The sequence below is a fragment of the Halomonas icarae genome (assembly GCF_009901955.1).
Taxonomy (GTDB): Bacteria; Pseudomonadota; Gammaproteobacteria; order Pseudomonadales; family Halomonadaceae; genus Halomonas; species Halomonas icarae.
In genome coordinates, this window is record NZ_WUTS01000001.1 from 1,461,708 (window position 1) to 1,484,051 (window position 22,344).

General features: G+C 64.0%; 20 protein-coding genes. 9 read left to right on the forward strand and 11 right to left on the reverse strand.

Translation table 11 applies throughout. The annotated features are described in order from the left end of the window. Nucleotides 1–9 precede the first annotated feature (9 nt). The 6 genes from GRB80_RS06830 to uraH form a co-directional block, all read right to left on the reverse strand. Complete coding sequence (locus GRB80_RS06830) at nucleotides 10–846, reverse strand: bifunctional allantoicase/(S)-ureidoglycine aminohydrolase (protein ID WP_161423010.1); 837 nt, start codon at nucleotides 844–846, stop codon at nucleotides 10–12. Then, complete coding sequence (locus GRB80_RS06835) at nucleotides 843–1,379, reverse strand: ureidoglycolate lyase (protein ID WP_161423011.1); 537 nt, start codon at nucleotides 1,377–1,379, stop codon at nucleotides 843–845. Before GRB80_RS06835 ends, GRB80_RS06830 begins: the two co-directional genes overlap by 4 nt. Before the next feature lie 71 nt (nucleotides 1,380–1,450). Further along, nucleotides 1,451–2,374: an allantoinase PuuE gene (gene puuE, locus GRB80_RS06840; protein ID WP_161423012.1), complete on the reverse strand. Its 924-nt coding sequence runs from the start codon at nucleotides 2,372–2,374 to the stop codon at nucleotides 1,451–1,453. 116 nt (nucleotides 2,375–2,490) lie between these two features. Continuing rightward, the gene (locus tag GRB80_RS06845) at nucleotides 2,491–3,225 is read right to left on the reverse strand and encodes a GntR family transcriptional regulator (RefSeq protein WP_161423013.1); all 735 of its coding nucleotides are present in this window, start codon (nucleotides 3,223–3,225) and stop codon (nucleotides 2,491–2,493) included. 132 nt (nucleotides 3,226–3,357) lie between these two features. Further along, on the reverse strand, nucleotides 3,358–4,563 hold the full coding sequence (locus GRB80_RS06850) for a urate hydroxylase PuuD (protein WP_161423014.1): 1,206 nt from the start codon (nucleotides 4,561–4,563) through the stop codon (nucleotides 3,358–3,360). Between the two features lie 52 nt (nucleotides 4,564–4,615). Then, nucleotides 4,616–4,969: a hydroxyisourate hydrolase gene (gene uraH / locus GRB80_RS06855; protein WP_161423015.1), complete on the reverse strand. Its 354-nt coding sequence runs from the start codon at nucleotides 4,967–4,969 to the stop codon at nucleotides 4,616–4,618. A 221-nt stretch (nucleotides 4,970–5,190) separates the two neighbouring features. Here uraH and uraD point away from each other — a divergent pair, with 221 nt between their 5' ends. Next, entirely contained in the window at nucleotides 5,191–5,724 is a 534-nt protein-coding gene (uraD, locus tag GRB80_RS06860; RefSeq protein WP_161423016.1) for a 2-oxo-4-hydroxy-4-carboxy-5-ureidoimidazoline decarboxylase, read from the forward strand. A 142-nt stretch (nucleotides 5,725–5,866) separates the two neighbouring features. On the opposite strand, the gene GRB80_RS06865 is transcribed toward uraD, so the two are convergent. Then, nucleotides 5,867–7,318: a uracil-xanthine permease family protein gene (locus GRB80_RS06865; RefSeq protein ID WP_161423017.1), complete on the reverse strand. Its 1,452-nt coding sequence runs from the start codon at nucleotides 7,316–7,318 to the stop codon at nucleotides 5,867–5,869. A gap of 205 nt (nucleotides 7,319–7,523) precedes the next feature. On the opposite strand from GRB80_RS06865, the gene GRB80_RS06870 reads away from it, so the two are divergent. Continuing rightward, complete coding sequence (locus GRB80_RS06870) at nucleotides 7,524–8,165, forward strand: phosphoribosyltransferase (protein WP_161423018.1); 642 nt, start codon at nucleotides 7,524–7,526, stop codon at nucleotides 8,163–8,165. 54 nt (nucleotides 8,166–8,219) lie between these two features. Here the strand turns inward: GRB80_RS06870 and GRB80_RS06875 are convergent, their stop codons facing one another. Further along, entirely contained in the window at nucleotides 8,220–8,927 is a 708-nt protein-coding gene (locus tag GRB80_RS06875; protein WP_161423019.1) for a glutathione S-transferase N-terminal domain-containing protein, read from the reverse strand. 346 nt (nucleotides 8,928–9,273) lie between these two features. Here GRB80_RS06875 and GRB80_RS06880 point away from each other — a divergent pair, with 346 nt between their 5' ends. Then, nucleotides 9,274–10,974, forward strand: coding sequence for an L-lactate permease (locus tag GRB80_RS06880; protein ID WP_161423020.1), 1,701 nt, complete (start codon nucleotides 9,274–9,276; stop codon nucleotides 10,972–10,974). A 118-nt stretch (nucleotides 10,975–11,092) separates the two neighbouring features. Here GRB80_RS06880 and glcC read toward each other — a convergent pair whose 3' ends face one another. Then, nucleotides 11,093–11,872 carry a transcriptional regulator GlcC gene (gene glcC / locus GRB80_RS06885; RefSeq protein ID WP_161423021.1) on the reverse strand — a complete coding sequence of 260 codons (780 nt, stop codon included), beginning with the start codon at nucleotides 11,870–11,872 and terminating at the stop codon, nucleotides 11,093–11,095. A 266-nt stretch (nucleotides 11,873–12,138) separates the two neighbouring features. Here glcC and glcD point away from each other — a divergent pair, with 266 nt between their 5' ends. The 4 genes from glcD to GRB80_RS06905 all read left to right on the forward strand — a co-directional run bounded on the left by glcD (nucleotide 12,139) and on the right by GRB80_RS06905 (nucleotide 16,522). Then, complete coding sequence (gene glcD, locus GRB80_RS06890) at nucleotides 12,139–13,644, forward strand: glycolate oxidase subunit GlcD (RefSeq protein ID WP_161423022.1); 1,506 nt, start codon at nucleotides 12,139–12,141, stop codon at nucleotides 13,642–13,644. Between the two features lie 21 nt (nucleotides 13,645–13,665). Continuing rightward, entirely contained in the window at nucleotides 13,666–14,775 is a 1,110-nt protein-coding gene (glcE, locus tag GRB80_RS06895; RefSeq protein WP_202597179.1) for a glycolate oxidase subunit GlcE, read from the forward strand. Nucleotides 14,776–14,797: 22 nt separating this feature from the next. Next, entirely contained in the window at nucleotides 14,798–16,042 is a 1,245-nt protein-coding gene (glcF, locus tag GRB80_RS06900) for a glycolate oxidase subunit GlcF (protein ID WP_161423024.1), read from the forward strand. A 78-nt stretch (nucleotides 16,043–16,120) separates the two neighbouring features. Next, nucleotides 16,121–16,522 (forward strand): heme-binding protein, encoded by a 402-nt coding sequence (locus GRB80_RS06905; RefSeq protein WP_161423025.1) that lies wholly within the window; start codon nucleotides 16,121–16,123, stop codon nucleotides 16,520–16,522. A gap of 99 nt (nucleotides 16,523–16,621) precedes the next feature. Here GRB80_RS06905 and GRB80_RS06910 read toward each other — a convergent pair whose 3' ends face one another. After that, entirely contained in the window at nucleotides 16,622–18,268 is a 1,647-nt protein-coding gene (locus GRB80_RS06910) for a BCCT family transporter (protein WP_237561933.1), read from the reverse strand. A 212-nt stretch (nucleotides 18,269–18,480) separates the two neighbouring features. On the opposite strand from GRB80_RS06910, the gene GRB80_RS06915 reads away from it, so the two are divergent. Next, nucleotides 18,481–19,398 carry a DMT family transporter gene (locus GRB80_RS06915; protein WP_161423026.1) on the forward strand — a complete coding sequence of 306 codons (918 nt, stop codon included), beginning with the start codon at nucleotides 18,481–18,483 and terminating at the stop codon, nucleotides 19,396–19,398. On the opposite strand, the gene GRB80_RS06920 is transcribed toward GRB80_RS06915, so the two are convergent. Further along, nucleotides 19,380–20,609, reverse strand: coding sequence for a nucleoside recognition domain-containing protein (locus tag GRB80_RS06920; protein WP_132044427.1), 1,230 nt, complete (start codon nucleotides 20,607–20,609; stop codon nucleotides 19,380–19,382). The two genes, GRB80_RS06915 and GRB80_RS06920, sit on opposite strands and share 19 nt — an antisense overlap. 144 nt (nucleotides 20,610–20,753) lie before the next feature. Here GRB80_RS06920 and GRB80_RS06925 point away from each other — a divergent pair, with 144 nt between their 5' ends. Beyond that, nucleotides 20,754–22,340 (forward strand): bifunctional GNAT family N-acetyltransferase/carbon-nitrogen hydrolase family protein, encoded by a 1,587-nt coding sequence (locus GRB80_RS06925; RefSeq protein ID WP_161423027.1) that lies wholly within the window; start codon nucleotides 20,754–20,756, stop codon nucleotides 22,338–22,340. Nucleotides 22,341–22,344 lie beyond the last annotated feature (4 nt).

Genomic DNA, 22,344 nt, shown 5'->3' on the forward strand with positions numbered 1-22,344 from the left:
CGCCACCTCTCAGCGGCGCTGGCTGTAGGGCAGCGCCATGTGGCGGTTGACGTCCTTGTAGAGCAGATAGCGGAAGGGTCCCGGGCCACCCGCGTAGCAGGCCTGAGGGCAGAAGGCGCGCAGCCACATGTAGTCGCCGGCCTCGACCTCGACCCACTGCTGGTTGAGGTGGTAGACCGCCTTGCCCTCGAGCACGTAGAGGCCGTGCTCCATGACGTGGGTCTCATCGAAGGGGATCACGCCACCGGGCTGGAAGGTGACGATGGTCACGTGCATGTCGTGGCGCAGGTCGTCCGGATCGACGAAGCGGGTGGTCGCCCACACCTCGTTGCAGTCCGGCATCACCGTCGGTGCGATGTCGTTCTCGTTGACCACGAAGGGTTCCGGCACTTCTATGCCATCGACGAACTCGTAGGCCTTGCGTATCCAGTGGAAGCGCACTGGAGCGTCGGCCTCGTTGCGCAACTGCCAGTCACAGCCGGGCGGCAGGAAGGCGTAGCCGCCTGGCACCATGCGATGCTTCTCGTTGTCGATGATCAGCGTCATCTCCCCTTCGACCACGAACAGCACGCCCTCGGCGCCAGGATCGGTTTCGGGACGCTCGCTGCCGCCGCCCGGGGAGACCTCCATGATGTACTGGGAAAAGGTCTCGGCGAAGCCGGAGAGCGGACGAGACAGCACCCACAGCCGGGTGTTCTCCCAATGAGGGAGCTTGCTGGTGACGATATCACGCATTACCCCTTTGGGGATCACCGCAAACGCCTCGGTGAACATGGCACGGTCGGTGGTCATCACCTTCTGGTCGGGATGGCCGCCGCGGGGCGCGTAATATTGACGCTGAGTCATGAGGTTTTCTCCTGTTCGCTTTCGGTCGGCATGTCCGTCTCGCCTTGCGGCAGGGTCACGCGGATGTCGATGGGGTACTCGTCGCAGTTGTTGCCCTCGCCGCCGCGGTCGACGACCAGGAACTCCCCCTCGCGCTCGAGGACCGACTGGATGGCGTGCCAGGTGCCGGCCGCATAGTTGACGCCCTGGCGGCCGTCGGTGACGAAGGCGCGCACGCTATCGGGCGCGATGGTCTCGCCGGGCGGCGCCACCACCACGATGAAGCGCTCCTCGTGCATCGGCACGAAGGCCTGGCTGCCCTGGGGATGACGCTCGAGGAACGGCAGCTCGAGGGGCAGCGTGACGGGCTGGCTGACGAAGATGCTGATCAGCGCGCGGGCCTGCTCGCCGAGGGTCTCGACCCGGGCCAGGTCGTGGTAGCGCCGAGTGCGGCCGGCGTTGATGTGGAAGTAGTCGGAGGTGCGGGTGTCGATCACCTCGCCGAAGGGCGCGAAGGCCTCCGGGGTGAGGGGCTGGGCCTCGAGTTCAAGCATGACGGCTCCTGAAGAACGCAGGGCGGGGCGGGCGGCGAACCGCCCGCCCCGGGCTCGGGGATGACGCCGGATCAGGGCGCCGGGTGGTGGTCGGCCCAGTGGCGGGCGATGTCCACGCGACGGGTGACCCAGACGCGGTCGTGGGCCTCGATGTGGTCGAGGAAGCGCTGCAGGGCGCGGAAGCGTCCCGGACGGCCGAGCAGCCGGCAGTGCATGCCCACGGAGAGCATCTTCGGGGTGTCCTCGCCTTCCGCGTAGAGCACGTCGAAGGCGTCCCGCAGGTAGGTGAAGAAGTGATCCGCGGTGTTGAAGCCCTGGGGCGCGGCGAAGCGCATGTCATTGGTGTCCAGGGTGTAGGGCACCACCAGATGCGACTGCTCGCGACCCTGGCTGTCCGCCTCGCGGGTCCAGAACGGCAGGTCGTCGCCGTAGTAGTCGCTGTCGTAGAGGAAGTTGCCCTCGTCGAGCACCAGGCGTCGGGTGTTGGGGCTGTCGCGGCCGGTGTACCAGCCCAGCGGCTTCTCGCCGTAGAGCGACTGGAAGATCTCGATGGCGCGGCGCATGTGCTCGCGCTCGAGCGCTTCCGGGACGTTCTGGTAGTGGATCCAGCGATAGCCGTGGCAGGCGATCTCGTGGCCCAGCTCCTTGAAGGCGTGGGCCACCTCGGGGTGGCGCTCCAGCGCCATGGCGACGCCGAAGACCGTCAGCGGCAGGCCGCGACGCTCGAACTCGCGCAGGATCCGCCACACGCCCGCCCGGGAGCCGTACTCGTAGATCGACTCCATGCTCAGGTGGCGATCGGGATAGGCATCCGCCCCGATGATCTCGGAGAGGAACTGCTCGGAGCCCTTGTCGCCGTGGAGCACGCAGTTCTCGCCGCCCTCCTCGTAGTTGAGCACGAACTGAACGGCGATCCGCGCCTTGCCGGGCCACTTGGCCTCGGGCGGCGTACGGCCGTAACCGATCAAGTCGCGGGGATAGTGGGAATCGGTCATGACATCACCTTATAGTAATCAGGCGGCATCAAGATGATGCCCAATGCCGTCTATTTTTGTATACAACAAGCAATGTATCGCTACCGAGAGTCGCCCGCAAGTCCCTGCATCGGCATTTAGCTGAGGAAGATCTGGTGTAGATCCGGCGCTTCCTGGTCCTCTTCGACAATGGCAAGGGTCGCCTCGACGGCGCGCAGGTGATTCCCCATCAGCACGGCGGCCTCCTGGCCGCGCCCCTCCTTCAGTAGAGTGATCAATGTCGCGTGATCATGCGTCTCACAGCCCAGATGACCAGGCTTGCCATAGACCGCCAGTATCAGCGAAGAGCGAAAGCACAGTCGCTCGACGAACTCGGCCAGAGTGGCGTTGCCGGCGAGCCTGGCGAGGCAGGTATGAAAGTCCGCGGAATGGCGAATCGCCGCGCTATGGTCGCCTTTTCGCAGGGCCTTCTGCTCCTGGTCAGAAAGTTCGTGCAACGTCTTCACGCTCGCCTCGTCGACGCACCGAGCCACCTCGGGCATCAGCCCGCACTCGACCATCTGACGGGCCGCAAAGACCTCATGCGCCTCTTCGGCAGTAGGACGGGTGACGCTGGCCCCTCGTCGAGGAGTCAAGGTAACCAACTGCTCCAGCGCCAGGCGCTGCAGAATCTTGCGGATCCCGGTGCGGCTGATGCCGAACACCTCGGCCAGGGCATCCTCGCGTAGTCGAGCACCGGGCTTCAGCCGATGCTCGATAATGGCATCGCTGATCGAACGATAGATAATTTCATGACGCTCGGCACCATCGCCGCCCTTGCCTCGGCGGCTACCCGGGGCACGCTGCCCGACAAGGTCCTGACGCTGATTCATGTGATGTGGCTCCCTGTAATGGTCTAGCACCCATTGTATACGCTTGCGCGACAACCTGACGTCCAAGGCCCTAATGAAGGGACCCGCCACGGAGGCGGGTCAAGGGTGTGATCATGGGATGGAGTCAGGGTATCACTCGGTCCAGGCGGCGATGGTCGCACGCTCCTCCTCGGTGATCCCGGTGATATTCCCCAGGGGCATGTAGCCGCTGGAAACGACCTCCTGAATCTTGTGCATCTGCTGCAGAATCTGCTCGCCAGTGTCATAGGCCAGGCCGGCTGGCGGCGCATTGAAGCCAGGCTGAGTGGGGTCGCTGGCATGGCAGGCGACACAGCGGGATTCGATAATGGGCTGCACCTCGGCAAGCGATACGCTGGCGGACATCCGGGCCTGTCCCGCACTGGCGCCAACTGTCGGCATGGCGACCCAGAAGGCCACCGCGATCAGGGCAGTTCCGGCGACCGGATAAGCTGGCTGAATCTTGCCGGCGTGCATCAGCACGAAGAACTGACGGATCAGAGCGCCACCGAAGATGAACAGCGACATGATCACCCACGCATACTCGTGGGAGTAGGCGAAGGAGTAGTGGTTGCTGATCATCAGCAAGACCACCGGCAGCGTGAAGTAGGTATTGTGCACCGAGCGCTGCTTGCCACGCTTGCCATCCAGCGGGTTGGGCGCCTCGCCGGCCTTCATCGCCTTCACCATGCGGCGCTGGCCCGGGATAATCCAGAAGAAGACATTGGCCGACATGGCGGTGGCCATGACTGCGCCGGTCAACAGAAAGGCCGCACGGCCGGAGAAGATCTGCACGCTGAGATAGGAGACCACCACCATCATCACCGCCACCGCGACACTGAGCACGCCGTCACGGGTCATGTTGGGGCTGATGCGCTTGCATAGCTCGTTGTAGACCACCCAACCACCGAGCAGGAACAGCAGAGCCACCACATTGGCCTGCCAGCCACTCATGTTGGCGGCCCACTCCCAGCTGGCATTGGGATTGACCAGGTAGAAGCTGGGGTTGGCCATATAGAGCAGGATGAACAGCGCGAAGCCCGACAGCCAGGTGGTGTAGGCCTTCCAGAACGACCAGTGAAGATCTTCAGGCAGCTTGGCCGGAGCGGTGGCATATTTTTGGTTGTGATAGAACCCGCCACCATGCACCGCCCACATCTCGCCGAACACCCCCTTGTCGCGATCCTCGGCGGCCTTGGGCGTTCGCAGTCCGTTATCCAGCATTACAAAATAGATCGACTCCCCGATCCAGGCAATGGCTGCGATGACGTGCAGCCAGCGCAGCATGAAGTTACCGAAGTCCAGCAGGTAGGCTTGCATAAAGAGGCCTCGTCTAGCGTCTTGTTATAAGGAGTGTGATCAACAGACGTCCTCAGCTACCGCGGTAGGTGGAGTAGCCGTAAGGAGAGAGCAGCAGGGGAACGTGATAGTGTGCGTCGGCATCGGTGACACCGAAACGCAACGGAATCACATCGAGGAAGAGCGGCTCCTGCGCTTCGACACCCTGGGCTCGCAGGTAGTCTCCGGCATGGAAGACCAGCTCATATTGACCGGTGACGAACGTATCACCCTCGACGATTGGACCGTCGCAACGGCCATCATCATTGGTTACTACCTCCTTGAGAAGGATGCGCTGCTCGCCTTGCAAGCGGTAGGCCTCGATGCGGATACCCTCGCCCGGGCATCCCTGGGCGGTATCGAGCACGTGGGTGGTAAGGCGTCCCATGGGAATACTCCTTGTGTTGTGATGTGGATTATCGTGTTAGGGCCCGGAGTCGCTTGTCGGTGTCGGTTATCCAAGGCTACCCTGAGCACATGAAGACAGTTTTAGACTCTATTGGGGTACATTTCAAAATATTTTTTGTATACATTTAAACCCCATCCACACGACACTTCATCCAGACGTGCATCGTGACACCGGCAACATCCTGACCAAGGAGAATGACAATGAGCCAAAAAAACCTGATCCCAACCCCGAGCCAGCTGGACAAAGCCGCCTTCGTGGCCGCCTACGGCGACATCTATGAACACTCCCCCTGGGTGGCCGAACTGGCCTGGGACCGGGGGCTGAACACTGATCACGACTCCCCCGCCGGCCTGGCAATGGCCATGAGCGAGATACTGACCAGCGCCTCCGCCGAACGTCAGCTCGAGGTGATTCGTGCGCACCCTGACCTCGCCGGCAAGGCCGCCGTCGCGGGGGAGCTGACCGACGACTCGACCCGTGAGCAGGCTGGCGCCGGACTGGATCAGTGTTCACCGGAGGAGATGGCTCGCTTCGAGCGGCTCAATGAGGCCTACAAGACAAAGTTCGGCTTTCCCTTCGTGATGGCTGTCAAGGGCAACGATCGCCATGCCATTCTGCAGGCGTTCGAAACCCGGCTCGACAACGATCTTGCTGAGGAGCGCCGCACCGCGGTGGAGCAAATCAATCGCATCGCCCGCTTTCGCCTCGAGGCACGAGCCGAAGCCAACGCCTGACCCCCTCCCGATCAACGGCTCCTCTCCCCTACCAGCCAACCAGACAAGACGCCGGGCAACCGGCGCCCCGAACACGACACCGCCCGGCATGATGCCGGGCGGTGTCGTGGCAGAGGCGTTACATCAACGTCCCAGATCAGGGTCAGTGATTGGCATGAGGCGCACTACCGGGGGAAGCATCGCCTTCCGTATCGGCGTCCGGCAGCGGCTGAGCGTCAGGATCCTGCCCCGCAGCCTCGGCGTCGGCCCGTGCAGTCTCTTCGCGTTCACGCCGTTCGTCGGCCAGAGACCGGCTCGGCAATACGATATTGAGCACGAAGGAGGTGATGGCTGCCACCACGATCGGCGCGCCCCCGATAACGTTCTGGACCATTTGCGGGAACTGTTCGATGGCCGCTGGCACCTGGGAGATACCCAGTGCCAGCGCCAAGGAGAGGCCGACGATGGTCACGTTGCGGGCCGACAGTTCATCCTTGATGAGCAGCTGGATGCCGGTCATGGTGATCATCCCGAATACCGTGACGGTAGCACCGCCCAGTACCGGATAGGGGATGGTGGTCATGATGGCGCTGAACTTGGGGCTCAGACCGGCCAGCACCATGAACACGCCGGCGATGGCCAGCACAGAACGGCTGATCACCTTGGTCATGGCCACGATGCCGACGTTCTGGCTGAAAGTGGAGGTCGGCAGTGCCGCGAACAGCGAGCTCAGGGCGGTGGTCAGGCCGTTGCCCAGAAGTCCGCCCGTCAGTTCCTTGGTCTTCAGCTCTCGGTTCATCCCCGCCACGCTGGTGGCGGAAAGGTCTCCGATGGTCTGCACCGAGTTGATCACGCAGATCACCACCATGGAGACGATGGCCGCGGAGTGGAACTCGAGCTGAAATGGCATGAACTCCGGCACCGCCAGCCAGCGCGCCGAGGCCACCGAGCCGAAGTCGACCATGCCCATCGGAAGCGCCACCGCATAGCCGACCAGGATGCCGACGATGATCGCCGACAGCCTGACCACGCCACGACCGAATTGCGAAGCGCCCAACACCGCCAGCAGAGTGATGATGCCCACCAGCCAGTTGCCCAGATCACCGAACCCTTGTGCATTGACATTGCCGCTGCCCGCCATGTAGCGGATGGCAATATCATAAAGCGACAGGCCAATCACCAGCACCACGGTACCGGCAACGATTGGCGGAAACAGATGGCGGATATATTGAATGAAGTAGCCAACCACCATCATCGTAATGCCACCAATCAGCTGTGCGCCGAGGATTCCCTCGATGCCGAACTGGCCACCCACGGCGATCAAGGTGGGCACATAGGCGAAGCCCACACCGAAGATCGCCGGCAGCCTGGCGCCGAACTTCCACACTCCGTAGAGGTGGAACAGGGTACAAACGCCCGAGGCCAGCACCGCCACCTGGATCAGCAGCAGCTTCTCCTGAGGCGTCGAGCCGACCACACCGGCGATGATGATCGGAGGGGTAATCACGCCGGCGATCATCGCCAGCACGTGCTGCAGCGAGATGGGCAGCGCCTTGTAGATCGGCGGTCTCCCTTGAAAGTCAAACAGCGAAGAATTGCGCGTCTTTGTTGTCATGAAACGATCCAGGACTGTTGTTATACGTCGCCAACCAATACAGCATGTCGACACTAATTGAAATTAATAGAGCCCTTTTTAGACACAAAGTTGTATACACACGAACCCCTTCAGGGGCAGACAGAAACTCCAGCCGCTCCGGCGCCTCGACGAGATCACGACATCTTCTAGACTGAAGGGAAGAAAGAGCCGGAGTGGATCACCCATGTTTCAGCACCGACGGGATGCCGCCGAACGCCTGGCCACGAGGCTCAGCCACCTGCGTGGCCTTCACCCCCTAGTGCTGGCCATTCCCCGTGGAGGGGTGCCCATGGGGCGGGTCATCGCCGACGCCTTGCAGGGGGAGCTAGATGTAGTGCTGGTACGCAAGATCGGCGCGCCAGGGAATCCGGAGTACGCCATTGGCGCGGTCAGTGAGGATGGCAGCGTTCACCTGGAGGAGGAGGCACGACACTGCCAGGAGGCGTGGCTGGCTGGTGCGATTGCCCGCCAACGAGAGTTGATCGAGGAGCGTCGCCGGCGCTACACCCCGGTGCGCAACCCCATCGACCCGGCTGATCGCATTGTGGTGGTGGTGGATGACGGCAGCGCCACCGGCGCGACCATGGCCGCGGCGCTGGCAATCCTTCGTCAGCGCCACCCCACGCGTCTGATCGCCGCCCTGGGTGTGGCGCCACCCGACACCGTGGCGCGGCTGGAGACGCTGGCCGACGAGGTGGTCTGTGTCGCGGTGCCAGAGCGCTTCGCCGCCGTGGGTCAGTTCTTTACCGATTTCAACCAGGTCAGCGATGACGAGGTGGAGGCCCTGCTCGCCGCCGGCGAGGCCGGTACGCCAATCTCACCCTGATATCTCCCAGGGCAGGCCGCCCTCGGGACATCCCGTCATGACCTGGCACCGGTCTCAGCGATAGGCGCCTTCGATGTCGGTGATGCGCTTGGCGTGCCGCCCCAGCCCACCGTGTAGATCCAGCATGCGCTCGAGCCAGGCATGGACCGGATCAGCATTGGAGACCAGATCGGCGCTGGAGACACAACGCGCCCACATGAAGTTGCCGAACACCAGATAGTCGGCCGCCGCAGGGGATTCACCGTCGATGAATTCCGACTCCTTGAGCAGGCCACGCAGCGGTTCGAGCGCCGCGTCGAGCTGGGCGAGCCCCCTGGAGGGCGAGTGGAACTCCTCCAGCGTACGGCCGAAGCGCTTTTCACGCGTTTCGCGGAAGTAGCCCCGATCATCGGGATGAATCGCATTGAGCAGATCCATGATGATGGTACGCAGCATGGCCGGTGCCAGGGTGCGCTCGGCAAAATGCTTGAAGAAGCGGGCCCGTGCCGCGGCCAGGCCTTCACCGATAAGCGGTGCCTTGGGATAGGTGCGGTCCAGATATTGCAGAATCTTATAGCTGTCGGTCACGACCGCTTCGCCATCGACCAGTACCGGCACCTTGTCGTGATCGGCAAACGCCAGGATCTCCTTGTCGTTGAAGCGCCACGGGCGGAGCTCCGCCTCCAGCCCCTTGTGAGCCAGGGCGTAGCGCGCACGCCAGCAGAAGGGCGAGAAGCGCAGGTCCTCGTCGACGCCACACAGATCATACAGAACTCGAGTCATGGAAAGTTATCCTCAGCCACAAGGGGTAAACACTCAACGAAGTCTGCCAGGCTCATGAACCCGGTGTCAGGCCGGACACCATGCTCGCCCTCAGCGAGCCCGCTGTCCATTAGTCTAATAAACATCTTGCATTCAACGGGCCCCATCTCCATCAGAGATATAAATTTTAATAACTAATCAAATAGTTAACGAAACATCAGGGGTTCAGGAGAACGCCGCCACATTGGTCTTACCAACTTTCCAGAGTTGGAACCCCCCTCTCTTACCCCGTAATGTCCGGCTGGCTGAACCATCCTGGCCGACACCGTTCGGGCACAACAACGACTCCGTTCGAGGAATCCTCTCCATGAATGACACCCTTCTCGCACTGCTGGCCTTCGTGCCCCTGGTGCTTGCCGGCGTGCTACTCATCGGTTTGCGCATGGCGGCCAGGACCGCCATGCCGATCGTGTTCGTGGTCACCGCCCTCATTGCTCTATTCGCCTGGGAGATGACGGCCACCCGAGTGCTGGCCTCCACCCTCCAGGGCTTGATCCTGACCGTCTCGATCCTGTGGATCATCTTTGGTGCCATCCTGCTGCTCAACACTCTAAAGCATTCAGGCGGCATCAAGGCCATCCGTAACGGCTTCTCGGGTATCAGCCCGGATCGCCGTGTTCAGGCGATCATCGTCGCCTGGCTGTTTGGCTGCTTTATCGAGGGCGCCTCGGGCTTCGGCACTCCCGCCGCCGTCGCGGCCCCGCTGATGGTGGCCCTGGGCTTCCCGGCGTTGGCCGCCGTGGTGGTGGGGATGATGATCCAGTCCACCCCGGTCTCCTTCGGTGCCGTCGGCACGCCCATCGTGGTCGGCGTCAGCGGCGGACTCGACCGCATCGGCATCACCGAGACCCTGGAGGCCGGTGGCGCCACCTGGATGGAGTACTTCCGCCTGATTGCCGGTGAAGTGGCCATCATCCACGGCATCGTCGGCATCCTGATGCCGTTGATCATGGTCACCATCATGGTGCGTTTCTTCGGCGCCAATCGCTCCTGGAAGGAGGGGCTCTCCATCGCTCCCTTCGCGATCTTCGCCGGCATCAGCTTCGTGGTGCCCTACATGCTGGCGGGGGTTCTGCTGGGACCGGAGTTCCCATCGATGATCGGCGCGATGGTCGGTCTGGCCATCGTGGTACCAGCGGCCCGTCGCGGCTTCTTGATCCCCAAGGACAGCTGGGACTTCCCCGACTCCTCCTCCTGGCCCGACCAGTGGATCGGCAAGCTCGAGATCAAGCTGGACGACGTCACCGGCAAGGCGCCAATCTCCACCCTGATGGGCTGGGTGCCCTACGTTCTGCTGGCCGTTATCCTGGTCGCCTCGCGCACCATCGAGCCGTTCAAGACCGCCCTGACCTCCTTCGCCTTCGGCTGGAGCAATATCCTCGGCGAGGCAGGAGTCTCCGGCGCCATCCAGCCCCTCTACCTGCCCGGCGGCATCCTGCTGATGGTGGTGCTGCTCACCGCCCTGCTCCACCGCATGCGCATGGGCGAGATCAAGGCGGCCTTCGGCGAGTCCTCCAAGACCATTCTCGGCGCCGGCTTCGTGCTGATCTTCACCATCCCCATGGTACGTATCCTGATCAACTCGGGGGTCAACGCCGCCGACCTGGTCTCCATGCCTGTGGCCATGGCTCAGCTGGTGGCCAATAGCGTGGGTGATATCTATCCCTTCTTCGCCCCTGCCGTGGGCGCGCTCGGGGCCTTTATCGCCGGCTCCAACACCGTCTCCAACCTGATGCTGGCCGACTTCCAGTTCAACGTTGCCCAGCAGCTCGGCCTCTCCACCGCCTTCATGGTGGCGCTGCAGGCCGTGGGGGCCGCCGCCGGCAACATGATCGCCATCCACAACGTGGTGGCGGCCTCGGCCACCGTGGGCCTGCTCGGCCGCGAGGGCGAGACCATCCGCAAGACGATCCTGCCGACGATCTACTACCTCGTCGCCACCGGGGTCATCGCGCTGATCGCCTTCTATGTGCTGGGTAGCAGTGATCCGCTGCTCGGCCTCGGCTGATCGAGCCACGCCCAGCGCAGAACGCCATCGCCCTCAGCCGAACGCTGGGGGCGATGGCGTCTTGATGGGCTCATCGAGAATTCGCTTGCCACGCGACACTAATCACGACAGCCTGGGATTACCCCCACCCCTCCAGCCGCATCGTCGATCGCTCCAGGCGCTCGTCCTCGGCCTCGATCTCGCGCAGGGCCTCGCCGATGCTGTTCAAGTGTTCCAGTGCAACACGACGTGCCAGCTGCGGCTTGCCCTTGACCACGGCATCATGCAGGCGCGCATGCTGGCGATTGATCATCTCGCGGGGTTGCGGACGATGATAGAGATTCTTCACCGAGGCGAAGACCGAACTGAGCAGCAGCTCGGTCAGGTTCTGCAGGGTATGTACCAGCACCGGGTTATGGGAGGCCTGGGAGATCGCCAGATGGAAGGCGTGGTCGAGTCTCGCCAGACGCTCCACATCGATGGGATCGGCGTTCGCCACATAGTCGGCCATCTCCCGATAGCGCCGGGTGATCAGCACTCTGTCAGCCGGATTGCCGCGACTGGCGGCCAGCTGTGCCGACTCCCCCTCGAGCAAGGCTCGCACCTCGAGCAGATCGAACAGGGTCCGCGGGTGGTCGCGAAACAGGTGCATCAACGGGCTCTGCTCGCGCGCCGGAAGCAACGCGGCCACCGTGGAGCCTCGGCCATGACGGGTCTCGATGATGCCCTTGCTGCGCAGGATGCGCATCCCCTCTCGCAGCGAGGCGCGGGATACGCCCAGCCGCTCGCACAACCGCCGCTCCGAGGGCAGCAGCTGGCCGGTACGGAAGATACCGTCCAGGATCAGCTGCTCCAGGCGTGCCGCAACCCCTTCCGGGGTGCGCTGTCCGCTGATCGGTTCATCGGTGGGTGACAACATGAGCTCCTCCGCCTGGCTGGCCCGGCGCTGTGAACGCCTCCACCACCGTGGCGAGTCGGCAGCAGACGCTGATGCCGGGAGTGTACATTGGAAAAACATTCCATATAGTAGACCAATAGCTGGTCTGACCAGTGCACCACAAGCTGGACAGCAGCGCCAGCGCTGCCAGGATAGAAGAGTGGTGAAGCATGCCGCAGGACACGCCGTGCACCCACGAGCCGCCATCCCGGACCTTCCACCTTGACGATACGTATGGGGAATCCCCGATGAATACACAGTACGACGCTCGGCTCGATGGCGAGCCACCCCTTCTTGACCAGGCCGAGGTTCTGGCCGATCTTCGCCAGGCACTGCCCGACATGGCCCTGCTGCATCGCGAGGAGGATCTGCGCCCCTTCGAGTGCGACGGACTTTCCGCCTATCGCGCCCTGCCCATGCTGGTGGCCCTGCCCGAGACACTCGCCCAGGTCGAGACCCTGCTCAAGCGCTGCCATGCCCTGGGCGTACCGGTGGTGACCCGCGGTGCCGGCACCGGCCTGTCGGGCGGCGCCTTGCCGCTTGCGCACGGAGTGCTGCTGGTGATGTCACGCTTCAGTCGTATCCTCGAGATCGACCCCGATGCGCGCACCGCGCGGGTGCAGCCCGGGGTACGCAACCTGGCGATCTCCGAGGCGGCGGCCCCCTACGGGCTCTATTACGCCCCGGACCCCTCCTCCCAGATCGCCTGCTCCATCGGCGGCAACGTGGCCGAGAATGCCGGCGGCGTGCACTGCCTCAAGTACGGCCTCACCGTGCACAACGTGATCAAGGTCGAGGTACTGACCATCGAGGGCGAGCACATGACCCTGGGCGCCGACGCCCTGGATGCGCCCGGCTTCGATCTGCTGGCCCTGTTCAACGGCTCCGAGGGCATGCTCGGCGTCGTCACCGAAATCACCGTCAAGCTGCTGCCCAATCCCGAGAGCGCCAAGGTGCTGATGGCCAGCTTCGACGACATCGAAAAGGCCGGCGATGCCGTGGGTGCCATCATCGCCGCGGGCATCATTCCCGGGGGGCTGGAGATGATGGACAACCTGGCGATCCGCGCCGCCGAGGACTTCATCGGCGCCGGCTACCCGGTCGAGGCCGAGGCGATCCTGCTGTGTGAACTGGACGGTGTCGAGGCGGACGTGGACGACGACTGTCAGACCGTGCGTCGCGTGCTGGAGAAAGCCGGCGCGACCGGTATCCAGCAGGCCCGTGATGAAACCGAGCGCGCGCTGTTCTGGGCCGGACGCAAGAACGCCTTCCCCGCCGTGGGGCGCATGTCGCCTGACTACTACTGCATGGATGGCACCATTCCTCGTCGCGAGCTGGCCCGTGTGCTCAAGGGCATCGGCGATCTCGGCGAGGAGTATGGCCTGCGCGTGGCCAACGTCTTCCACGCCGGCGACGGCAACATGCACCCGCTGATCCTGTTCGATGCCAACCAGCCCGGCGAATTCGAGCGGGCCGAGGCGCTCGGCAGTCGCATCCTTGAGCTCTGTGTCGAGGTGGGTGGCACCATCACCGGCGAGCATGGCGTGGGCCGCGAGAAGATTCATCAGATGTGCGTACAGTTCACTCCCTGCGAACTGGCCACCTTCCGCGCTGCCAAGGCGGCCTTCGACCCCATGGAGCTGCTCAACCCGGGCAAGAACATCCCCACGCCGGCCCGCTGCTCCGAGTTCCGCCTGACCAAGAGCGCCGGAGATGCTCCCGCCCCGACCCAGGCCCCGAAGAGCCACGGCTGAGAGACACAAGACATGGTGACCATGAACGACACCCCGAGCCGCGACATTATCAACCACGATGCCAGCGAGGCGCTGGCCGAGCGTATTCGCCGTGCCGAGGCGGAGGGCTCTCCGCTACGCATCATCGGCGGCGACACCAAGGCCTTCTATGGGCGTGAAGTGGAAGGAGAGGCCCTGTCCACCCGCGAGCATCGCGGCATCACCGAGTACGACCCGGTGGAACTGATCGTCTCGGTACGCGCCGGCACCCCGCTGCGTGAGCTGGAAAGCGTCCTGGCGGCCAACGGCCAGATGCTGCCCTGCGAGCCGCCCCACTTCGGCGAGGAGGCCACCGTCGGCGGCATGATCGCCACCGGCCTCTCCGGCCCGCGCCGCCCCTGGGCGGGCAGCGTGCGCGACTTCGTGCTGGGCACCCGCATCATCACTCGCCAGGGCAGCGAACAGCGCTTCGGTGGGCAGGTGATGAAAAACGTGGCCGGCTACGATCTCTCGCGCCTGATGGTAGGTGCCCAGGGCACCCTCGGGCTGATCACCGAGGTCTCCATGAAGGTGCTGCCGCTGCCGGCAGCCACCCGCAGCCTGCACCTGGAGATGTCGCTGCAGGAAGCCCTGGAAAAGCTCGCCGAGTGGGGTCGGGAACCCCTGCCAATTACCGCCGCCGCCTGGCTCGAAGGCGCCCTGCATCTGCGCCTCGAAGGTGGCCCCAGCTCGGTGGAGGCGACCGCCAGGCGCCTGGGGGGTGACGAACTCCTCGATGGCTTCTGGGAGGCCCTGCGGGAACAGCAGCTGGCGTTCTTCGGCGCCGAGAGTGCGCACCCGCTCTGGCGACTCTCGCTGCCACACCACACCCCGGCGCTCGAGCTGCCCGGCGTGTCTCGCGAGAGCGATGTGCTTTACGACTGGGCCGGCACTCAGCGCTGGGCGCGCAGCGATGCCAGCCCCGAAGAGATCCGCGCGATCGCCAGCCAGGCCGGTGGCCATGCCACCCGCTGGGCCGGTCCGGGCGGCGCCCCCCAGGAAGCCCCCTTCACGCCCCTCGCCCCGGTGGTCGAGAAGTACCATCGCAACCTGAAGACGCAGCTGGACCCCCAGGGGATCTTCAACCCGGGCCGGCTCTACGCGGCATTCTGAGATACACGGAGAGACGTCAAACATGCAGACGCATTTCACCGCCGAAGACCTCCAGAAACCGCATATCCGCGAGGCCGATCGGGTGCTGCGCAGCTGTGTTCACTGCGGCTTCTGCAACGCCACCTGTCCTACCTACCAGCTGCTGGGAGATGAGCGCGACGGGCCTCGTGGGCGCATCTACCTGATCAAGGAGATGCTCGAGGCGCCAGAGGAGAGCGACAGGGTCACCGAACAGACCCGCCTGCATCTCGACCGCTGCCTGACCTGCCGCAACTGCGAGACCACCTGCCCCTCCGGGGTCGAGTATCACAAGCTGCTCGATATCGGCCGCGCCGAGATCGAGCGGCGGGTCCCGCGCAAGGCGTCGGAGCGGGCGCTGCGCTATGGCCTGCGCAAGGCCCTGGTCGACCCGAAACGCTTTCAGGCCCTGTTCAAGCTGGGTCTCACCTTCCGGCCGCTGGTACCGGGCCCCCTGAAGGCGAAGATGCCGCCGGCCCCGGTGGATGCCGGCCAGCGCCCGTCTGGCAAGCGTCACACCCGGCAGATGCTGATTCTCGAGGGCTGTGTGCAACCGGGCCTGTCACCCAATACCAATGCCGCCACCGCCCGGGTGCTGGACCGACTGGGTATCGGTCTCGTCCCGGTGAGTGAAGCCGGCTGCTGCGGCGCCATCGACTTTCACCTCAACGCCCAGGACGAGGGTCGCGCCAGGGCGCGGGCCAATATCGATGCCTGGTGGCCACATATCGATAGAGAAGGTGAAGCGGGGGTGGAGGCGATCGTGCAGACCGCCAGCGGCTGCGGCGCCTTCGTCAAGGAGTATGCCGAGATCCTGGCCGACGACCCCGACTATGCCGACAAGGCCGCCCGGGTGAGTGAGCTGGCAAGAGACTTGGTCGAGATACTGCGTGACGAGGAACTCGACGCCCTCGAGGTAAAGCAGTCCCGGCGCCTCGCCTTCCACTGCCCCTGCACCCTGCAGCACGCCCAGAAGCTGGGGGGTGCCGTGGAAGGTGTGCTGACCCGACTCGGTTTCACGCTGACGCCGGTGGCCGACGCCCATCTCTGCTGTGGTTCGGCCGGCACCTACTCCATCACCCAGCCCGAGCTCTCCATGCAGCTGCGTGACAACAAGCTCGACAACCTGGAGGCCGGCAGCCCTGAGGTGATCGTGACGGCCAATATCGGCTGCCAGACCCATCTCAATGGTGCCAACCGCACGACGGTGCGCCACTGGATCGAAATCGTGGATGAGGCACTCGCCTGACGCCCGCCTTGGCATCGAGACAGCCCCAAGCCTGTTACTCCCAGCAACAACGTTTCATCACAAAGAGGAATACTGCTCATGAAGACCAAGCCCGCCCTGACCCTGACCGACGTCAACGCCATCCTCGATGCCGCCCAGAAGGAGGCCGAAGCCAACGGCTGGGGAGTGACCATCGCCGTCGCCGATGACGGCGGCCACCTGCTTGGCCTGCGCCGCATGGACGGCGCGCCCCCTTTCAGTGCCGATGTGGCCACCCAGAAGGCCCGCAATGCCGCCATCGGCCGTCGCGAGACCCAGGCCTTCGAGGAGATGATCAACGGCGGCCGCACCGCCTTCGTCACCGCCCCCATGCAGTCGCTGCTCGCCGGTGGCGTGCCGGTGTTGGTAGAGGGTGAGGTCGCCGGCACCGTCGGCATCTCCGGCGTCAAGCCCGACCAGGACGTGCAGGTCGCCCGCGCCGGCGTCGCCGCTGTCGTCTAAGGCCCCTTTGCCGAGTCGGGGCGCATGACGACAGGGCCCCACCATGGTGGGGCCCTGTCGTTTCCATTATCGGCGTCTTGTACCGGTCCGAGGCGATGCCTAGGAGGCCTGGCGATGCCGCCGCAACTCGCCATTCAAGGCCTTGATAATGGTGTAACACATCAGCAGCATCGCCACGGAGAAGGGAATCGCGGTCGCCGTCACCCCCGCCTGAAGTGCCGTGAGCCCACCTCCGATCAGCAGCACGATGGCAACCAGCCCCTCCACCGAGGCCCAGAACATGCGCTGTGTACGCGGTGCATCGATCTTGCCGCCGGCGGTGATGGTATCGATCACCAATGAACCGGAGTCGGATGAGGTCACGAAGAATACCAGTGCCAGGAAGATCGCCAGGGTCGACATCATGCTGGTCAGCGGCAGCTCGTTGAGCATGCCAAAGAGTGACAGCTCGGGACTGTAGGCATCGATCACGTAGTCCTTGACCAGGCTTCCGGCGGGATCGGCATAGAGCTGATCCAGCGCCGTGGCGCCGAACACCCCCATCCAGATGAAGATGAACAGGCTCGGGATCAGCAGCACGCATATCACGAACTCGCGCACCGTGCGTCCTCGCGAGACGCGCGCGATGAACATGCCCACGAAGGGCGCCCAGCTGACCCACCAGGCCCAGTAGAAGACGGTCCAGGCCTGACGGAAGGCGTCATCCTCGCGACCAAAGGGCATCGAGAGCGGGATGAACTCGGTGACGTAAGTTGTAAGCCCTGTCCAGAAGCCATTCAACGCCACCAGCGTCGGTCCGGCGAACAGCACGAAGAAGAAGAACAGCAGCGCCAGTACCATATTGACCTCGGAGAGCCTCTTCACACCGCCTTCGAGGCCACGCCATACCGAGACCAGAGCCACTCCGGTCACCACGATGATGGTCACCACCTGAAACTGGGTGCTGACTTCGAGACCAAAGACGAAGTTCATGCCCGCATTGGCCTGCTGCGCCCCCAGCCCCAGCGACGTCGCCAACCCGAAGAGGGTCGAGAACACCGCCAGGATATCGATGGCATGCCCCCACCATCCCCAGACGCGCTCACCGAGCAACGGAAAGAAGGCCGAGCGGATGGAGAAGGGAAGGCCCTTGTTGTAGGTGAAGATCCCCAGGGCCAGGGCCATCACCACATAGACCGCCCAGCCGTGGAGCCCCCAGTGGAAGTAGGTTCCCGCCAGCCCCATGGCGCTGGCTTCGGCGATGGCATCAGGGTCGAGAGCACCCTCGGCGCCGAAAGGCGATGTCACCCCCAGCGGCAGCGAGACGTTGGCATGGTAGACCGGCTCCAGCACACCAAAGAACATCAAGCCGATGCCTATTCCGGCGGCGAACAGCATGGAGAACCATGAAAGATAGCTATATTCGGGCCGTGCCTCCGGCCCTCCCAGTCGCACCGATCCATGGGGCAGGATCACCAGCGCCAGGCAGAACACAACGAAGAAGTTGACCACGAGCATGAAGTACCAGTCGAGCTTCCCCGTGGAGAAGGCGACAACCGACTGGAACACCTGCCCCGCCAGATCCGGGAACATCAGGGTCAGCTGGATGAACGCTACCGAGACCAGCGCCGATATGACAAAGACACGGTTGTGGACATCGAAGCCGAACGGGCCCAGCTGCCCCTCGATATTATCCTGACCGATGACATAGTCGGTCTGCATGTCGCTGTTGGCCTGATGCGGGTCCGTCACACTCGGATCGTTCATCACAGGCGCCTCGGCTGATGGGGTAGTTCGAGTATAAGTCGTACCGGCACCGAGCATGCTGGGTATTTTCACCACCGTTCGGGGAGAGACGCAGGGTCACCGGCTGACGGTGATTGAAGTGCCTGTCCGATGCCCCGAAAGGCAGTAACCAGTATGATGGGGTCGCACTCCGCCACCCGCGGGGCCCCTGCGTTGGAAATGAGAGGATCTGGATGTCACCGCTTGCCTTCCTGGCGCCGCTCGGCGCCGTGCTGATCTGGTCCGGCAACATGACCATCAACCAGCTGACCGTCGGTGCCATTGCCCCCAGCAGCATCGCCTTCCTGCGCTGGATACTGGCCCTCGTCATGCTTACCCCCCTGGTGGCCCCGGCAGCCTGGCAACACCGTGCGACGATCCGCCGGGAGTGGCCAAAGCTCGCCGTGCTGGGACTGCTTGGCATGGGACTATGGCAGGGTCTCGCCTATATGGCCGCCGAAACCACCAGCGCCACCAATATGGGTATCCTGGCCGCCATGGTACCGCTGCTCACCGTGCTGCTCAGCGCCCTGATCCTGCGCGAGCCACCGAGTCTCGGCGGGGTTGCCGGCGGTGCCCTGGCGCTGGTCGGCGTGGCGATCCTGTTGGGACGTGGCAACCCGCTCTCGCTGCTGGAGCTGACGGTGGCCAGGGGCGACGCCCTGATGCTGGTGGCTGCCACCTGCTATGCGCTCTATGGCGTCATGCTCAAGCGCTGGCCCATCGAACTACCACCCTGGGTACTGCTCTATGGCCAGGTGATCTTCGCCGTGCTGATCCTGCTGCCGACCTACCTGCTGGGGCCGATGACGCCGGTGGACTCCGGCAATATCGGTCTGATTCTCTACGCCGGCATCCCCGCCTCCATCATCACCACCTTCCTGTGGATGCTGGCGATCCGCCGCATCGGCGCCAGCCAGGCCAGCATCTTCATCAACCTGATGCCGCTGTTCAGTGCCATCATCGCCATGTTCGCCCTGGGCGAGCGTATTGCGTTCTTCCACTTCCTGGGCGGTGCCCTGATCCTGGCCGGTGTGGTGATGGCCCAGACCCTGACTCAGCCGCTAGCCATTGCCCACCGTTGCGTCCTCGGTCAAGAGAAGAACCAGTAGCAGACGACAATGGCGGTGAGGATACCGGTCAGGTCGGCCACCAGGGCACAGCCCAATCCATGGCGGATCCTGCGGATGCCCACCGCCCCGAAGTAAACCGCCAACACGTAGAAGGTGGTCTCGGTGCTGCCCTGCATGGTGGCCGCCAGCAGCGACGGGAAGCTATCCACACCGAAGGTGTCCATGGTCTCGATCATCATCGCTCGGGCACCGCTACCCGAAAGTGGCTTGATAAAGGCCGTGGGCAACGCCTCGACGAAGCGAGTATCCCAACCGAGTCCCTCTGCCAGCCAGCGGAATCCGGCCAGGCCGGCATCCAGCACCCCGCTGGCCCGCAGCACACCCACCGCTACCAGCATGGCAATCAGATAGGGCAGCAGGGTCACGGAGAAGCGCACCCCCTCCCTGGCTCCTTCGATAAAGGCCTCGTAGACATTCACCCGGCGCCAGGCTCCCACCACCAGGAAAAGCACCACGATACCGAATAACGCCAGATTGCCCACCAGGGTAGAGGTAGCGGCCAGCACCTGAGCCGACATCCCTGCCAGCATGGATAGCAGCAGTCCCAGCGCCAATCCGGCACCCAGCAGGTAGGCCAGCACCACGGGCTGCCACAGGCGGATTCGCTGCATCACCGCCACACTGAGCAGCCCGGCCACGCTGGAAGCCGTCGTGGCCAGCAGAATCGGCAGGAAGACGGCCGTCGGCTCCGCAGCCCCCTGCTGGGCGCGATACATGAAGATGGTGACCGGCAGCAGGGTCAGGGACGAGGTATTGAGCACCAGGAACAGAATCTGCGCATTGCTGGCGCGATCACTGACGGGGTTGAGTTCCTGCAGGGAGTGCATCGCCTTGATGCCGATGGGAGTGGCGGCGTTGTCCAGCCCCAGGATATTGGCGGCGAAGTTCATGGTGATCAGGCCCATGGCCGGATGGCCGCTGGGCACCTCGGGCATCAGGCGACAGAAGAGTGGGTCGAGCAGGCGGGCCATCAGCCTGATCATCCCGGCGCGCTCGGCAATAGCCAGAAACCCCAGCCACAGGGTCATGGTGCCGGCCAGCACGATCACGATCTCGACGCTGAGTTCTGCCATCTCGAACAGTGCCGCGACCAGGCGTGCGAATACCTCGGGATCCCCCGCCCCCAGCCACTGCCAGAGAGCCGCGACAAGGGCGGCCAGAAAGAAGCTCAGCCAGATTCCATTCAGCATGGTGCGACCTTCCCATGGAGAGACGACATTCGGAGGGTACCCAATCCCACCCGCACTGCCCATGCCTGAGAGATTCGAGTGGTCCGAGAGGCTCGCCGCCCATGCTAGACTGCCCGCTCTGACTCGACCGACCAAGGATGCGCCATGTCCCTCGACGACCTGCACCTCACCCTTCGCAATCTGACGCTGGACGACTACCCCCAGCTCGAGTCACTGATGGATGCCGTCTACCACGATATCGGCGGCGCCTGGTCGCGACACACCATCGAGCGCCTGATCGGTGACTTCCCCGATGGCCAGGTCGCCATCGAGGACGACGGCCGCCTGGTGGGCATCGCCCTGACCGTCAGGGTCGATTACGACGAGTTTACCAACCCGCACAAGTATGACGACCTGATTGGCAAGCGCGAGGTGATCCTCGACAACGCCGAGGGCGACGCCATGTACGGGCTGGACGTGCTGATCCATCCCGACTACCGCGGTTACCGCCTGGGGCGACGCCTCTACGACGCCCGCAAGGAGCTCTGTCGCTCGCTCAACCTGCGCGCGATCCTCGCCGGCGGGCGTATTCCCCAGTACCACCAGCACGCCGAGGAACTCAGCCCCACCCAGTACATCGACCAGGTGGCCCGCAAGGAGATCCACGACCCGATCCTCTCCTTCCAGCTGGCCAATGACTTCCAGGTCAAGCGCCTGCTGCGCGACTACCTGCCCGAGGACGAGAAGTCACAGGGCTATGCCACCCTGCTGGAGTGGAACAACTTCCTCTATGAGCCCGCCGAGCTGGTACTCGACACCCGCAAGACCCAGGTTCGCGTCGGCGCGGTGCAGTGGCAGATGCGCGAGTTCGATTCGGTGGAGGCAGTACTCCAGCAGGTGGAGTACTTCGTCGATGCCCTTGCCGACTACCAGAGCGACTTCGCGGTCTTCCCCGAGCTCTTCAACGCGCCCCTGATGGGGCTGCAGGACCGCGCCGCCCAGCAGGACCAGCTGGCCGCCATCCGCTTCCTGGCCAGCTTCACCGAGCGCTTCAAGACCGAGCTCTCGCGCATGGCCGTCACCTGCAACATCAATATCATCGCCGGCTCCATGATCGAGGTGGGCGAGGATGACCGCCTCTACAACGTCTCCTACCTGTGCCACCGCGACGGCACCCTCGAGCGCCAGGCCAAGCTGCATATCACGCCCCAGGAGCGCCGCGACTGGGTGATCGAGGGTGGCGACGACCTCCAGGTGTTCGACACCGATGCCGGCCGCATCGGCATCCTGATCTGCTACGACGTGGAATTCCCGGAACTCTCCAGGCTGCAGGCCGAACAGGACATGGACATCCTCTTCGTGCCCTTCTGGACCGACACCAAGAATGGCTACCTGCGGGTGCGCCACTGCGCCCAGGCCCGCGCCATCGAGAACGAGTGCTACGTGGTGCTGTGCGGCAGCGTCGGCAATGTGCCCTCCATCGAGAACATGGAGATCCAGTACGCCCAGTCGTCGGTGTTCTCGCCCTCGGACTTCGCCTTCCCCCACGATGCCGTGCTCTCCGAGACCACGCCCAACACCGAGATGATCATGTTCTCGGATCTCGACCTGACCCGACTGACCGTGGTGCGCAACGAGGGCTCGGTGACCAACCTCAAGGACCGCCGCAAGGACCTGTTCGACCTGCGCTGGCGCGACTGGTCATGGAAGTCCGGGGGCCGGCCATCCGGGGCCGATCTCGACGAGGGCTGAGCCG